13 protein-coding genes are annotated in these 13,322 nt (G+C 69.7%); 4 read left to right on the forward strand and 9 right to left on the reverse strand.

Going from position 1 to position 13,322, the window contains the following annotated elements:
• Positions 1-11 precede the first annotated feature (11 nt).
• Both OHS57_RS02735 and OHS57_RS02740 read left to right on the forward strand, forming a co-directional pair.
• Positions 12-398 (forward strand): VOC family protein, encoded by a 387-nt coding sequence (locus tag OHS57_RS02735; protein WP_328580860.1) that lies wholly within the window; start codon positions 12-14, stop codon positions 396-398.
• A gap of 105 nt (positions 399-503) precedes the next feature.
• Positions 504-863, forward strand: a complete 360-nt coding sequence (locus OHS57_RS02740; protein ID WP_328580861.1) for a DoxX family protein — start codon at positions 504-506, stop codon at positions 861-863.
• A gap of 62 nt (positions 864-925) precedes the next feature.
• Here the strand turns inward: OHS57_RS02740 and OHS57_RS02745 are convergent, their stop codons facing one another.
• Positions 926-2,389: a polysaccharide pyruvyl transferase family protein gene (locus OHS57_RS02745; RefSeq protein ID WP_328580862.1), complete on the reverse strand. Its 1,464-nt coding sequence runs from the start codon at positions 2,387-2,389 to the stop codon at positions 926-928.
• A 228-nt stretch (positions 2,390-2,617) separates the two neighbouring features.
• Positions 2,618-3,184 carry a TetR/AcrR family transcriptional regulator gene (locus tag OHS57_RS02750; RefSeq protein WP_328580863.1) on the reverse strand — a complete coding sequence of 189 codons (567 nt, stop codon included), beginning with the start codon at positions 3,182-3,184 and terminating at the stop codon, positions 2,618-2,620.
• Between the two features lie 105 nt (positions 3,185-3,289).
• Here OHS57_RS02750 and OHS57_RS02755 point away from each other — a divergent pair, with 105 nt between their 5' ends.
• Positions 3,290-4,375: a hypothetical protein gene (locus OHS57_RS02755; protein ID WP_328580864.1), complete on the forward strand. Its 1,086-nt coding sequence runs from the start codon at positions 3,290-3,292 to the stop codon at positions 4,373-4,375.
• A gap of 26 nt (positions 4,376-4,401) precedes the next feature.
• Here OHS57_RS02755 and OHS57_RS02760 read toward each other — a convergent pair whose 3' ends face one another.
• Positions 4,402-5,103 carry a TetR/AcrR family transcriptional regulator gene (locus OHS57_RS02760; RefSeq protein ID WP_328580865.1) on the reverse strand — a complete coding sequence of 234 codons (702 nt, stop codon included), beginning with the start codon at positions 5,101-5,103 and terminating at the stop codon, positions 4,402-4,404.
• A gap of 88 nt (positions 5,104-5,191) precedes the next feature.
• Between OHS57_RS02760 and OHS57_RS02765 the strand changes: the two genes are divergently transcribed.
• Entirely contained in the window at positions 5,192-6,094 is a 903-nt protein-coding gene (locus OHS57_RS02765) for an aldo/keto reductase (protein ID WP_328580866.1), read from the forward strand.
• A 30-nt stretch (positions 6,095-6,124) separates the two neighbouring features.
• Here the strand turns inward: OHS57_RS02765 and OHS57_RS02770 are convergent, their stop codons facing one another.
• From OHS57_RS02770 to OHS57_RS02795, 6 genes are all read right to left on the reverse strand, one after another.
• On the reverse strand, positions 6,125-6,556 hold the full coding sequence (locus tag OHS57_RS02770; RefSeq protein ID WP_328580867.1) for a glutaredoxin domain-containing protein: 432 nt from the start codon (positions 6,554-6,556) through the stop codon (positions 6,125-6,127).
• A gap of 11 nt (positions 6,557-6,567) precedes the next feature.
• Positions 6,568-7,539: an ROK family protein gene (locus tag OHS57_RS02775; RefSeq protein ID WP_328580868.1), complete on the reverse strand. Its 972-nt coding sequence runs from the start codon at positions 7,537-7,539 to the stop codon at positions 6,568-6,570.
• A gap of 23 nt (positions 7,540-7,562) precedes the next feature.
• Positions 7,563-9,305, reverse strand: coding sequence for an ABC transporter ATP-binding protein (locus tag OHS57_RS02780; RefSeq protein WP_328580869.1), 1,743 nt, complete (start codon positions 9,303-9,305; stop codon positions 7,563-7,565).
• Complete coding sequence (locus OHS57_RS02785) at positions 9,302-10,216, reverse strand: ABC transporter permease (protein ID WP_041999016.1); 915 nt, start codon at positions 10,214-10,216, stop codon at positions 9,302-9,304. The genes OHS57_RS02780 and OHS57_RS02785 overlap by 4 nt, the downstream gene beginning before the upstream one ends.
• A complete protein-coding gene (locus OHS57_RS02790) occupies positions 10,213-11,172 on the reverse strand; it encodes an ABC transporter permease (RefSeq protein ID WP_041999014.1) in 960 nt (319 codons plus the stop codon). The genes OHS57_RS02785 and OHS57_RS02790 overlap by 4 nt, the downstream gene beginning before the upstream one ends.
• 107 nt (positions 11,173-11,279) lie before the next feature.
• Positions 11,280-13,091, reverse strand: a complete 1,812-nt coding sequence (locus tag OHS57_RS02795) for a peptide ABC transporter substrate-binding protein (RefSeq protein ID WP_328580870.1) — start codon at positions 13,089-13,091, stop codon at positions 11,280-11,282.
• Positions 13,092-13,322 lie beyond the last annotated feature (231 nt).

The following is a 13,322-nucleotide window of genomic DNA, read 5'->3' on the forward strand; positions in this document are numbered from 1 at the left end:
GGAGGAGAACCATGAGGATCCACCTGTCCAGTGTGTTCGTCGACGACCAGGACAAGGCCCTGCGCTTCTACACGGACGTACTGGGCTTCGTGAAGAAGGTCGAAGTGCCCGTCGGAGAGGACCGTTGGCTGACGGTGGTCTCCCCCGACGACCTCGACGGCACGGAACTCCTGCTGGAGCCCGACGGCCACCGCGCCGTCAAGCCGTACAAGTCGGCACTGGTCGAGGACGGCATCCCGGCCACCGCCTTCGCCGTGGACGACGTGCACGCGGAGTTCGCGCGGCTGCGCGCGCTGGGCGTGCGGTTCACGCAGGAGCCGGTGGAGATGGGGCCGGTCACCACGGCGGTGCTGGACGACACCTGCGGCAACCTCATCCAGATCGTCCAGACCAACTAGTTCCTGATCGATGTCACACATCGAGTCGCCGGCTTCTCTTGCAGGAGGACGACATCCCAAGGGAGCGCCGCACAGCAGCGCTCCCCCGCAGAAAACGGAGAATGCGTGTTCGCCGCCTATGTCACGGTCACCATCCTCGGCGCGGTCTTCAACGGCGCCGCCGCCGTCACCTACCTGATCGGCCACGAATACCCCAAGTCCCAGGCGGACATGAAGGGCCTGCCCCGGAAGTGGGTGCCGGTCCTGGGGCTGCTGCTGGCGGCGGGCACCGTAGGCCTGGTGGCCGGATTCGCCGTGCCATTGCTGGGAGCCGTCGCCGCGTCCGGCCTCGTGCTGTACTTCATCGGCGCGATCATCGCCCACCTGCGGGTGGGCTCCCGCAACATCGTCGGCGGAATCGTCTTCCTGGCCACCGCGGCGGCAGCGCTCGTACTGGGCTTGGCGTACCACGGCGGCTCCTGGTAACCCGGCGGATCCAGCAGCCCGCGCGAGGGCCCGGCGTAGGTGTCCGCCGGGCCCGCCGTCGGCTACTTCCGGCGCACCCGGCGCCGTATCGCCGGGCCGAGGCGGACCAGCAGTCGCTTCTCGACGCCCGACATCCGCTTCTCCGTCGCCGTCAACTGCTTGCGCATCGCGGCGATCTCTTGCTGTACGGAGCTGTACTGCCGCTCCGCCGTGGTGAGCCGCTTCTGCAAGTCGTTGTTCTTCTTGGTGAGTCCGTTGATGCGGCGCTCGGCCGACGCGTTGTTGTGTGCCAGCTGCTCACGCAGCCGGCTGAAGCGGTAGCGCAACGCGCCGTCGTCGGAGCCGTCCCACAGCGCCACCGAGGGCGGCAGTTCGATGTCCGCGATCCGTGCGTCGAAGGCAGCGCCGCCGTCGCCGTGGATGAAGGTGTTCTCCAGGTCGTTCTTGTCGAGGAAGGCGGTGAAACGGTCGAACCGCTCCGCGTGCCCCTTGAGAAGCCCGCTGAAGTCGGCCTGGTCGTAGAGGTCTTGGGGGTGGATGTCCCCGGGCAGACCGGGCAGCTGCCGGTGCGGGAGGTCGAAGTAGCGGCAGAGTTCGAGGGTGCGGGAGTCGTGGGTCAGTACCACGGCCGGAGTGCCGGCCAGCAGGGCCGCGATGTTGCCGTGGATGCGGGTGCCGTAGGCGAAGTCGTACGAGGCCAGCTCCCGCATCCAGACGGTCGGGTCCATCGGCACCCTGACCTTGTTCTCCCGGAACAGCGGGTGCGTCAGCTGGAGGGGGAACGCGTCGTGCCTCCCTGCCGCCGCCGTGGTGTCGCCCCAGAAGAGGATCTCGGCGTCCAGGGTGTTCTGCGCGAAGTATGTCAGCTGCGGGAAGCGCTCCACCGCGTGCCGCGCCAGGCCGCCCACGTCGCCGACGGGTATCGCGTCCGGCGAGAGGTTGATGGCGATCCGAGAGCCGGCGTCTATGGTGCCGGGGTCACGGGGCGTGGGGAAGGTGCCGCCGTGCAGGAACATCGAAGGGCAGCCGATGATGTCGACGTCGCCGAAACCGAGGCCGCGCAGATACGAGGCGGTCAGCTCACCGCGGACACCGATGGCCGGGGATCTCTCCAGTACAGCCCGGGCGAACCGGCGCACCGACGCCTCCATGGGCCGCAGCGGCTCCGTGTCGTAGTCGGCGCCGACCTGCGCCCCGACGCCGAGGACCACCACGGGAATGGTGAGTTGCTCGATCAGCGTGGACAGCCGGTCCAGGGACGCCTGGAAAGCGGGACGGAAGGCGTTGGCGAGCGGCACGACGAAGACGTCGTACTGCTCGTTGATCTCCCGCGCCCGCTCGGCCGAGGAGTTGGTCCTGATCCCGTTGGACGTGACCTCGGTACGGTCGGTGAGCAGCAGCTTGTGTGCGGCGTCGCTGAAGAGCAGATTCCCGTTGTTCGTACCGATCAGGTCCTGGTGAATGAACTCTTCGTGCGTGGCGACACGGAAGGGGCTCTTCCCCGAGCGGATGAGGATGCGCTTCATGCCGCACACCCCGTGCCCTCGACCGGCCTACCGGGCCCCTCCGTCACCTGGCGGTCGGTGCCGCACCAAATACCTGATGGAACCTGACTCAACACGAAATCCTCTTCACAAAGTCGTTAACAAGAGAACACAACTTGTCCGTCCGGCACTCTAACCGCGCCACCTAGGCCTCGTACATGTGTGCCAGCGGGCCATTTCCGCAGTGCCGCGGGGCTCGGAGCGTTTCGCCTACTCGTGCCGGAGGGTGTCCCGGAGTTCCGTGGCGACCGATCGGAGGCAGGTCGGGAAGTCGATCTGCCCCTGGGCTTCGACCCATTGGAAGAACGCGTTCTGGAAGGCGATCGTCGCGATCTGGGCGACCAATCCTGCCCTGCCGGGCTCCACGTCGCGTTGGTCGAGTGCGCCCCGGATCGCTGTGGTGAGTGCCGCGAGTTTTGTGCGCTCGCGTTCCTGGAGTTCTGCGCTGCTGTCGATCACGGCGCGGCGTTCGGCGGCATGATCGACCAGCATGACGAGTTGCGTGCCCACCTGGGCAAGGGCGTCGAGGGTCGCGGTCAGCGGGGAGGCGGTCTCGTCGGCGGTTCGCACGGCATCGGCCACCGCGGCGGGCAGGCGCTCGGAGCCCGCGAAGAGCACTTCGCGCTTGTCGGGGAAGTAGCGGAAGTACGAGCGCCGGGTGATTCCAGCGCGTTCGGCGATCTGCGTCACGGTCACGCTGTCGTACCCGTGCTCGCTGTAGAGCTCCAACGCGGCCTTCGTGAGCCGTTCTTCCGTTCCCGGGTCCCATCGCGCCATGGTCCGACCCTAGCAAGTGATGTCTCACTGTGCCGTCAGTGCTGCTAGCCTGAGTGATGACACAGTGAGACATCAGCGTGGAAGCCGACGCGGAGAGGAATCCCGATGGCACCGAACGAAGAGACCGACGAGGTGTGGGTCCTGGGCGCCACGGGCCGGATCGGCCGCGCGGTCGCCGCGCGGCTGGCGGCGCGGGGCGTCACGCCGGTGCTCGTCGGACGTGACTACGAGCGTCTGCGCAAGGTTGGTGCGGATCTCGGCCTCGGCGACGGCACGAAGACCGTAGTCGCCGGCACGGCAGAACACATCGCCGCCGCGATCACCCGCGAGCGGCCGGTTGTGGTTGTCAACACCATCGGCGACTACGCCGAGACGGCCGAGCCGATCGCCCGCGCCTGTATGCCGGGCGGCCACTACGTGGATCTGGCGGCCGACCTGGCTGCGGCCGGCCGGCTGCTCACCCTGCACGACGACGCAACCACCGCAGGGAGCACGCTCGTGACCGGCGGGGGATTCGGGGTGCTGGCGACCGAGGCCGTCGTGGCGAAGCTGTGCGAGGACCGGCCGACCCCGGACGCGGTACGCGTCGACGCTCTGTCTTCCGTGGCCGCCGAAGACGGAGTGCTGGGCACCGCCTTCGCCGCCACCTTCGTCGAGGTGCTGACCACCGGCGGACGTGACTACAGGAACGGCCGCCTGGCCAGGACCCGGCTCGGCGCGAACCCGCAGCACCTCACCCTTCCCGACGGGCAGCGGGTGAAGTCCGCGGGCGTCCCGACGGGCGAACTACTGGCCGCGCAGCGGGCCAGCGGGGCGCCGTCCGTCACCGCCACCTCCGCGCTGGCCCCGGCCTCGCCCGTCGTGCGGGCCGTACTGCCCGCGCTCGGAGTGCTGTTGTCCGTCCCCGCCCTGGGCCGGTTCGCCGTCCGCCGGATGGCCCGGACCACGACCAAGGCCGCGCCGAGGCCGCGACATCATTCCTGGGGACACGCCGTCGTCACCTGGTCCGACGGCACGAGCCGCGAGGGCTGGCTGCGCGTCGGTGACGGCATGGAGTACACCGCAGACGTCGCAGCGGAGATCGCCCTGCGGCTGGCGCGCGGCGAAGCCGGGCCGGGCGCCTACACACCGGCGGCCGCGTTCGGTCCCGGCCTCGCCACAGCGGCCGGGGGCGACTTCATCCTCGACTGAGACCCGCCACCCCGGGTCTGCGCGGCTCAGCGGGCGAGGCGGTGGAGCCAGTCTCTGAGGAGGGCCGTCTCGGTCGGGCTCAGCGGGAGCGTCGCCTCGTCCGTCGTCCTGACGGCGGCGTCGAGGGCGAGCGCGCGGGACGCGAGGCGGGGGTCCGCGGGCGGGGGTGGGTCGGTGGTGAGGGAGTCGAGGACGGTGTCGCGCATCCGCCGGGCGAGGTCCGGGTCACGGTCCTCGGCGGGCGTGCTGATCAGCGACAGGGTGACGCCCGTGACGGCCGCCGTGGACAAGCTCGCGGCGAGAGCGGGCGGGACCCGCAGGCGGCCCACGGCGGCGACGCGGTCGAGTGCCTTCAGCAGGTGGTCGTGGGCCTCGTCGGCGGCGGGCGGCCGGCGGTCCGGCCGGTCCGTGCCGAACATCAGCAGGTAGAAGGCGGGGTGCCGCAGCCCGAAGTCGACGTGGATGTCCCAGCCTCGGCGCAGGTCGTCGACCGGGTCGTCGGTGTGCGCCAGATCGTGCTTCTCGGCCAGATAGATGTCGAAGCCGTGGATGGCCAGGGCGGCGAGAAGGCCGTCCTTGTCGGCGAAGAACTGGTAGAGGGAGGCCGCGCGGATACCGGCCGCCGCCGCGACCGAGCGGGTGGAGAGCGCCTGCGCGCCCTCGCGTTCCAGGATGCCCGCGGCCACTTCAAGGATCTGTCGCCGGGTACGGCTCTTCGCTTCGTCCACGGTTGCAATGCTACGGCATTCGGCGTATCACTGACACGGGCACTGCTACGCAGATGCCCGTGGCAGTGATACGGCAAGGGAGAAGCCAATGAATCGTGTCGGATACGGCGCCATGCAGCTCGCCGGACCGAACGTCTGGGGGCCGCCGGACGATCCCGAGTCGGCGCGGCGGGTGCTGCGCCTGGCGGTCGAGCTGGGCGTCACGTTCTTCGACACCGCCAACGCGTACGGACCGCGTACGGTGAACCAGCTCATCGGGGAGGCACTGCGGCCCTTCCCCGAGGGACTGATCGTCGGCAACAAGGTCGGCGCCGGGCGCGGCCCCGACAAGACATGGATCATCACGGACCACCCGGAAACGGTCCGGCGCCAGGTCCACGAGTCGCTGGCCGACCTCGGTACGGAGGCGAGCGAGCTGACGTACCTGCGGCTCGGCGGCGACGGTCCCGCGGGACCGAGCGACGTGCCGCTGGAGGAGTCGCTGGGTGTGCTCGTCGAGCTGCGCGACCAAGGGCTCGTCCGGCGCATCGGGCTGTCCGGCGCATCGCCGGAGATGCTGGCCCGCGCGCGCAGGATGACGCCGATCGCGGCCGTGCAGAACCGCTTCAACCTGCTGGACCGCAGCGGCGTCCAGGTGCTCGCCGACTGCGAGGCGCACGGCATCATGTTCGTCCCGTACTTCCCACTGGCCTCCGGGCGGCTCGCCGACTACGACGAGCTGACCGGCCCCGCGAAGCGGCTCGGCGCGACACCGGCCCAGGTCGCGCTGGCCTGGCTGCTGCGCCGCTCCCCCGCCATGGTCGTCATTCCCGGTACGGCCGACCCCGACCATCTGCGGGCCAACACCGCGGCGGCCGAGGTGGCGGCGGATCTGACAAACGCCGAGGTGGCCCGGCTGACCGGTCTTGTCGACGAGTCGAAGGCGGTCATCGACCAGCCGCACCAGTCCACCCTCGACGCGCTCAAGTCCGCTGCCGAAAAAGGCCGTTGAGCAACGCCTTGCCGGGCGTGCGCGCTTCACTCACGTCGTCAGCTGTGCACGTACCCAGTCAGGTTCCGGGTTGACGTGGGCCCGGCCCGCCACGACGACGGTCGGCACGGTCTCGTCGCCGCCGTTCGCCGCCCGGACCACCGCGGCGCCGGCCGGGTCGCGCCAGATGTCGACCCAGTGCAACTGCCGAGAGTGACGGCCCAGTCGGAAGCGCAGCCGCAGGCAGTACTTGCAGCCCGGCCGCCAGAAGACGACCGGGCGGCCGTCGGCGGCGCTGCGGCGCTGTGCTTCCGGCGCGCCGATCGACCGCGGGAAGACCAGCGGCGAGTGCACGACCGCGACCGCCACGAACACCAGCAGGCACACCGCGGCCAGGCCCGGACTCCCCCGGAGGGCCGGCCCGGCCGCGACGACAACGCCGCAGAGCAGAAACAGCGTCGGCAGAATCCAGGCACGCGTCATGGTGCCGCAGACTACCGCTGCCCCTGCACCGTCGCCGCCGGGCGGCCGGAGCGCGGCCCGTCCGGCCGCCGGCCGTCGGCTCGTGCCGTACGGGCCCGGGACGCGGCGCCGATCGCGACGGCGCTGCTTCCCAGCGCGCTCCGTACGAGCCGCACCGGGTGCCCGCTCACGGGTGGTTCCGCCGCCAGTGCGCGCAGGATCGCCGGTTCGAGCAGGGACCAGGCCCTGCTGACACCGCCGCCGATCACCACCGTGGTGACATCGACGACGCCCGCCGTGATGAGGATCGCCCGCGCGACGGCCGAGCCCGCCGCTTCGAACACCGCGACCGCGTCCGGGTCGCCCCGGTCCGCCGCGTCCGCGACGTCCCGGGCCGTGGTGGGCCGGCCGGTCCGTTCCTCGTAGCGGGCGCCGATGGAGCGCCCCGACGCCAGCGTCTCCAGATGACCACGGCCGCCGCAGGTGCACGGCAGGTCGCCGAAGCCCGGGATGTGGCCGATCTCGCCCGCCGCGCCGTGCGGGCCCTCGAACAGCTCCCCGCCCATCCAGAAGGCCCCGCCGACACCCGTGCCGAGGGTCATCCCCAGGACGTACGGCTCCCCCTCGACGGCGCCCTTCGACACCTCACCGCGCAGGAACGCGTTGACGTCGTTGTCGAGGAACGCCGGTACGCCGAGGGCCGCTTCGACGGTCTCCGTGACCGGGAAGCCCGCCCAGCCGGTGAACGAGTCACTGGCGACGAGGACATGTCCCGTACTGGCGTCGACCACTCCCGCGGCGCCGACCCCGACCCCGCGCAGGTCGGACGGCACCCGGCCGAGAAGCATCCGCAGCGCGTCAAGTGCCGCGCCCACCATGGCTGTTCCGCCGTCGGCCGCCGGGGTCGCGACCTCCATGTGGTCGACGACGGCGAGTTCGTCCGTGCAGAGCACGACCTGGGTGGTGGTGCCTCCGATGTCGATCCCCGCGTACCTGGCGCGCACGGGTCGGTGTATCTCCGTTCGGCTCATGCTTCGACGTCCGATCCGCCGTCAACTTCCGCTGTGACCGACGCGTCCGATCCGCCTGCGGCGAGCGCCGCCTGCCGGTCGGCACGGCGCCGTCTTTGCAGAATCGGGTCCGGTACGGGCACGGCGGCGAGCAGCCGGCGGGTGTAGTCGGTCTCGGGGTGGCTGAGCGTCGCCTCGGTGGCGCCCTCCTCCTCGATACGTCCTGCCCGCATGACGACGACGCGTTCGGAGAACTGCTGCACCACGGCGAGGTCGTGGGACACGAACAGGCAGGCGAAGCCGAGTTCGTCCTTCAGCTCGGAGATCACTTCGAGCACGGTCTCCTGCACGCTGACGTCCAGGGCGCTGGTCGGCTCGTCGGCGACGAGCAGTCGCGGGGCGAGCACGAGCGCCCTGGCGAGGCTCACCCGCTGGCGCTGTCCGCCGGACAGTTCACCGGGGGCCCGTCGCGCGAAGTCCCTGGGCAGGCGCACCCGTTCAAGGATCTCGGCGACCAGGTCCCGGCGCTCCTTCGCCGACATGCCACGTCGGTGGACACGCAGTGGTTCGGCGATGCACTCGGCGACGCTCATCCGCGCGTCGAGCGAGGCGACGGGGTCCTGGAGGACCACACCGACACCGGACCGCAGGGCCCGGCGGGCGCGGGCCCTGGTCTTGGCGAGGTCGGTGCCGAACAGCGAGACCGTTCCGGCCGCGGGCTGGACGAGGCCGAGTGCGACACGGGCCACCGTCGACTTGCCGGAGCCCGACTCCCCCACGAGACCGACGGTCTCGCCGGGGTTGACCGCGAAGGACACGTCGTCGAGGGCGCGCACCGCGCCACGGCCGCGGCCGAACTGCACGGTCACGTCGCGCAGATCGACCACGGGGTCGGCGGAGGCGCGGCCTGTCCCGGTCTTCACCGGCTCCGCACCGCGCTCGGCGACGCTCAGCCGGGGTACGGCGGCGAGCAGCCGCTTGGTGTAGTCGTGGGTCGGGCGGAGCAGTACGTCCTCCACCGGTCCCGTCTCGACTATCTCGCCCTGGAGCATGACGGCCACCCGGTCGGCGAAGTCGGCGACGACGCCCATGTTGTGGGTGACCAGCAGCACGCCGGTGCCCGAGTCGACGGCGAGTTCGCGCAGCAGGTCGAGGATCTCGGCCTGCACGGTCACGTCGAGCGCCGTGGTCGGTTCGTCCGCGATCAGCAGGCTCGGACCGTTCGCGATGGCCATGGCGATGACGACGCGCTGCCGCTGTCCGCCGGAGAGCTGGAAGGGGAAGGCGGACGCCCGCTGTTCGGGGTCGGGGATGCCGACACGGCGCAGCAAGGAGACGGCTTCCTTCGCCGCGTCGGCGGCGGACAGGGAGCGGTGGTTGCGTACGACTTCGGCGATCTGTTTGCCGACGCGGGTGAGCGGGTCGAGTGCGGTCGCGGGCTCCTGGAAGACCATCGAGACCTTGCGGCCGCGCAGCTTGGCGAGGTCCGCTTCGGAGGCGGCGACGACATCGGTCGTACCGACCGATGCGCGGCCCGTGGCGCGGGCGTTGCCGGGCAGCAGTCCGATCGCGGCGAGCGCGACCGTCGACTTGCCCGAGCCGGACTCACCGACCAGCGCGAGCGTTTCGCCGGGCCGTACGTGCAGCGACACTCCGCGTACGGCGGGCACGTCGCCGTTCTCGGTGGTGAACGTGACGCCGAGGCCGTCGAGTTCGAGGATGGGCTCGGCGGTCACTGCGGTCGCTTCGGTGGCGGTCATCCGCGTCCCCTCACGTCGAATGCGTCACGGAGGCCGTCGCCGATGGCGTTGAAGGCGCACACGACCAGGATGATGGCGAGGCCGGGCGGCAGGATGAGCCACCAGCGCCCGGAGTAGGCGGCGTTGAGGCCTGCGGAGAGCATGCCGCCCCAGTCGGTCGCGGGTGGCTGGGCGCCGAGGCCGAGGTACGACACGTACGCGACGAGCAGGATCGCGTCGGCGACCTGGAAGGTCGCGGCGACGACGATGGTCGAGATGGAGTTGGGCAGGATGTGGCGGCCGATCGCGCGGCTGTGGGTGCCGCCGATGGCGCGCAGGGTGAGCACGTAGTCGCGGCTCTTCAGGGTGAGGGTCTCCGCCCGGATGAGCCGGGAGGGGACGAGCCACGAGACCAGTCCGATGATGACGACGAGGCCCCAGACCCCCGGGTTGGAGATCGCGGAGATCACCAGGAGGATGAAGAGCGCGGGGATCGCGATGCCCGCGTCGACGATGCGCATCATGACGGCGTCGATCCAGCCGCCCGCGTACCCCGCGGTCGCGCCCCAGAGGGTGCCGATGACGGTCGCGAGCAGTCCGGACGCGAGGCCGACGATGAGTGACACCTTGCCGCCGAACATCAGCCGGCCGAACTCGTCGTGCCCCACGGCGTCGGTGCCGAACAGGTGCTTGCCGCTCGGGGAGAGGTTCACCTGGGAGAGCGTGGTGTGCGTCTGGTCCGTGGAGTACACGAGCGGTCCGACGAAGCAGAAGAGCACGAACAGGACGACGACGGCGAGCCCCACGACGGCGAGCCGGTTGCGGGCGAACCTGCGGGCGACGAGGCGCAGTCCGGTGGCGGGAGCGCCGGGACGTCCCTGGGCGGACGCCCGGGTGCCGGGGGCCTGGCCCGGCTGCAGTACGGCGCTCATGCGCGACCTGCCTTCACTCGTGGATCGATGATCCGCTGGACGACGTCGGCGAGGAGCGTGCCGACGACGGTCGCGAGCGCGATGACGAGGACGCAACCGAGCAGGACCGGATAGTCGGACGACTGGGCGGCGGACCAGAACAGCAGTCCCATGCCCGGGTAGTTGAAGAGCTGCTCCACCACCAGCGCACCGCCGAAGAGCACGGGTACGTAGTAGCCGAGCATCGCGACGACGGACGTCAGCGAGTTGCGCAGGACGTGCCGGCGCAGCAGGGCCCCCTGCCGCGAACCGCCGGCCCTGGCGGTGCGTACGTAGTCCTCGGAGAGGTTCTCCAGGGTGGCGGCGCGCATGTACCTGCTGAACACGGCGACCATGGAGGCGGCGCCCGCCACGACCGGCAGGACGAGTCCCGCCGGGTCGGCGAACACCTGCCCGAGCGTGTCGCCTTGGGGTGCCTGGGCCGGGAACCAGTTCAGGACCTGGCTGAAGACCAGGACGAGCACGAGGCCGAGGAAGTACACCGGGGTCGAGTAGGCGATGAAGCTCAGTGTGGTGCCGATGTAGTCGACGGGCTTGTTGCGCCGGACGGCCTGCGCCATCCCGAGCGGGATCGCGAGGAGCAGTCCGAGGACGGCCGACAGCACGGTGAGCACGAGTGTCTTGGGCAGACGCTGTGCGATGAGCTGTGACACGGGCTCGTTGAGCGTGTACGACGTCCCGAGGTCCCCGCGCAGCAGCGTGCCGAGGTAGTAGACGTACTGCACGGGCAGCGGCTTGTCCAAGCCCTGTTGGTGGTTGAAGTCCGCGATCTGCTGCGCTGTCGCCTGCGGTCCCAGGATCCCGCGAGCGGGACCGCCCGGGAGCGCGTGCAGGAGGCAGAAGACCACCACCGTCACGATGAAGAGCACCACGACGGCCTGAAGGACTCGTCTGGTCAGGTACAGGAAGGTTGGCATCTGGATTCCGGCCGGTTCGGATCAGTGGGGCGTACGGGTCGCGGCGGGGGCCGGGTGGTGTCCGGGCAGGTTCGCCCGGCAGCACCCGCTCCCCCGCCGCGTGTTGATCACTTGCCGGTCCACTTCCACTGTGCGGGGTGGAAGTTGGCCAGGGAGTCCTGCGAGAAGCCGCCGAGGCCGTTCTTGACCACGGAGATCTGGTAGTCGGGTTCGGGCAGCCAGATCACCGGCAGGTCCTTGGCGAGGGCCTCGCTGTACTGCTGCACGGCGTCGTTGGACGTCGAGGTCGTGGACGCGGTGATGAGCTTGTCCACGTCCGGGTTGGAGTAGTTGCCGAAGTTCGAGCCGCCCTTGGTCTGGAACAGCGAGTCACCGGTCGGGAAGGCGTTGAAGTACCAGCTGCCCGCCGTACCGAAGAACGAGAGCTGCCACTTGCAGATCGACTGGTTCGCCGTGCACTGCGGGGTCTGCGAGAGGACCGAGTTGACCGGCGCGGTCTTGATCGAGAACTTGATCCCGGTCTTCGACAGCGACGACTGGACGGCGCTCATCATGTTGTCCGTGACCGGCGAGCCCGACTGCGAGAGCACCTGCATCTCGAACTTCGTCCCCTTGGTCACACCGGCGCCGCACTGCGCGGCGGAGCTGCCCGGCTGGGTACAGACCATCACACCGCCCTGCTCGCTCCAGCCGTGCGCGGTCAGCAGCGCCTTGGCCTTCTCGGTCGAGAACGGGTACGGGTTGTCCTTCTGGACCTGCGAGACGAACTCGGACTTCTGGGCCTGCGGGATCGGCCCGTAGCCGTTGACCGCCGTGCCGTTGAAGATGACCTTCGACAGGCTGGTCTGGTCGATCGACATCTGCACGGCCTGGCGTGCGTAGAGCTGCTTGAACACGGGCCCCATGGTGGGGTTGTTGAAGTTGTACGGCATGTACGTGATCGCCCACCCGGTCCACGGCTTCACCGCGTAGCCGTTGTTGGTGAACGAGTCCTTCTGGTCGAGGTCGCCGGCGTTGATGTATCCGTAGTCGACCGTCTTCGCGCGCAGCGCGTTCTTCTCCGCGTCCGTCGTGGTGAACGGGAGCAGGTTGACCGTCGCGATGTTCGCCTTCTCACCGCCGTCGTACTTCTTGTTCGCGGCGAGCACGACCTTGCCCGACGTCGCGAACGACTTGACGGTGTACGGGCCGTCGACGACCTTCCACAGCGGGTCGGTCGCGTAGCCCGAGATGTTCTTCGCCGCCGTGTTGAGGAACGTCCACACCTGCTTGGCGCCCGCGGGCGTCTTGTCGGCGTCGGAGACGGCCGCGGACGCGCTCGTCTTGTCCCACGCGTGCTGCGGCAGGGGCTTGATGAGGCTCAGCTCGTTGGCCAGCATCCACTGGCTGTTGTAGGCGCGGTCGAACGTGATGGTGAAGTGGGTGGCGTCGACGGTCTTGAAGGACGTCCAGTTGTCGGGGGCCTTGCCCTCGTTGTAGTTGGCCCACTGCGCCTTGTTGGCCTTGATGACGTTGAACCAGAACTCGACGTCCCGCGAGGTGACCGGCTTGCCGTCGCTCCAGTGCCGGTTGCCGAGTGTCACATCGACACTCTTGCCGTCCTTGGCGAAGTCGGCGGCGGTGGCGAGCGACGCCTCCTTGTTCCAGGCGACGGTGCCCTTGGACCCGTCGTACGCGACGAGCGGCTCCCAGAGCGCGGCCGCTATGGAGCCGTTGTTGGTGTTGAGGTGTGCCGCGGTGCCGATCGGCAGGATCCAGTTCGGTGTGAAGTTGGCGGGCAGCGCGTAGTTGATCGAGTCCGACGATGCGGACGCGGAACCGGTCGACCCACTGCACCCGGCGAGCAGCGCGCACGCCGAGGCGGCGGCGCCCGCTATGAGTGCCCATCGACGGCGTTCCGTCACGCGAGCAGGGAACATGACTCTCCTGATGAAGTACGACCCGTTGCGTCCCGGCGGAAGGCGGGGAGACGTCGCGGTGGGCGCTTGGAAGAGCAGTCAAGGCCGCCTCGCCCGAAAAAACAAACGAACTTTCGTAAAAAGAAGGTTTCTTTTTTTCTGAAGAAAGCCCACGTCGGACCATTCACCCCTCACCCCGGGGTTCATTTTATCCGTAATTGGCAGGTAACGAGGCGGAACCCGGGCGGCCTT

Source organism: Streptomyces sp. NBC_00370, from assembly GCF_036084755.1.
Taxonomy (GTDB): Bacteria; Actinomycetota; Actinomycetes; order Streptomycetales; family Streptomycetaceae; genus Streptomyces.

Coding starts and splice junctions, on each gene's coding strand:
- OHS57_RS02735 (WP_328580860.1), top strand. CDS start 12: ATGAGGATCCACCTGTCCAGTGTGTTCGTCGACGACCAGGACAAGGCC.
- OHS57_RS02745 (WP_328580862.1), bottom strand. CDS start 2,389: ATGAAGCGCATCCTCATCCGCTCGGGGAAGAGCCCCTTCCGTGTCGCC.
- OHS57_RS02750 (WP_328580863.1), bottom strand. CDS start 3,184: ATGGCGCGATGGGACCCGGGAACGGAAGAACGGCTCACGAAGGCCGCG.
- OHS57_RS02755 (WP_328580864.1), top strand. CDS start 3,290: ATGGCACCGAACGAAGAGACCGACGAGGTGTGGGTCCTGGGCGCCACG.
- OHS57_RS02765 (WP_328580866.1), top strand. CDS start 5,192: ATGAATCGTGTCGGATACGGCGCCATGCAGCTCGCCGGACCGAACGTC.
- OHS57_RS02770 (WP_328580867.1), bottom strand. CDS start 6,556: ATGACGCGTGCCTGGATTCTGCCGACGCTGTTTCTGCTCTGCGGCGTT.
- OHS57_RS02780 (WP_328580869.1), bottom strand. CDS start 9,305: ATGACCGCCACCGAAGCGACCGCAGTGACCGCCGAGCCCATCCTCGAA.
- OHS57_RS02785 (WP_041999016.1), bottom strand. CDS start 10,216: ATGAGCGCCGTACTGCAGCCGGGCCAGGCCCCCGGCACCCGGGCGTCC.
- OHS57_RS02790 (WP_041999014.1), bottom strand. CDS start 11,172: ATGCCAACCTTCCTGTACCTGACCAGACGAGTCCTTCAGGCCGTCGTG.
- OHS57_RS02795 (WP_328580870.1), bottom strand. CDS start 13,091: ATGTTCCCTGCTCGCGTGACGGAACGCCGTCGATGGGCACTCATAGCG.